We start from the raw sequence: 562 nt of genomic DNA, 5'->3' as shown, positions 1-562 counted from the left end.
CTTCGAAAAAGCCGAAGAAATCCTGCGCATCAAATCCGGCGCGAAAGCCGGCAAACTGGCTGGCCGTACAGCTGCCGAAGGCGTATTGGCTTACGCCATCAACGGCAATGTCGGCGCATTGGTTGAAGTAAACTGCGAAACCGACTTCGTTGCCAAAGACGCAGGCTTCGTAGAATTCGCCAACTTCGTTGCGAAAACCGCTGCCGAGAAAAAACCGGCTACCGTTGAAGAACTGAGCGAATTGGTTGAGACCGAACGCAAAGCCATCATCGCCAAATTGGGCGAAAACATGTCTGTCCGCCGCTTCCAAGTTATCGATACCGCCAACCAACTGGTTGCCTACATCCACGGTGCATTGGCTACCGAAGGCGTATTGGTTGAGTTCAAAGGCTCTGAAGACGTAGCGCGTAAAATCGGTATGCACATCGTTGCCGCCAAACCGCAATGCGTAACCGAAGCCGAAGTAGATGCCGAAACCATCGAAAAAGAACGCCACATCTACACCGAACAAGCTATCGCTTCCGGCAAACCTGCCGACATCGCCGCTAAAATGGTTGAAGGC

The 562-nt window shown here is 52.7% G+C and carries 1 protein-coding gene; it reads left to right on the top strand.

Features of this window, described 5'->3' with window-relative positions:
* Nucleotides 1-562: translation elongation factor Ts (gene tsf, locus ACTHUR_RS16875; RefSeq protein ID WP_440399840.1), on the top strand; the 562-nt coding region annotated here is incomplete at both ends.

The sequence above is a fragment of the Neisseria sp. P0021.S007 genome (assembly GCF_051956855.1).
This window is presented reverse-complemented; position numbering and strand designations above follow the sequence as displayed.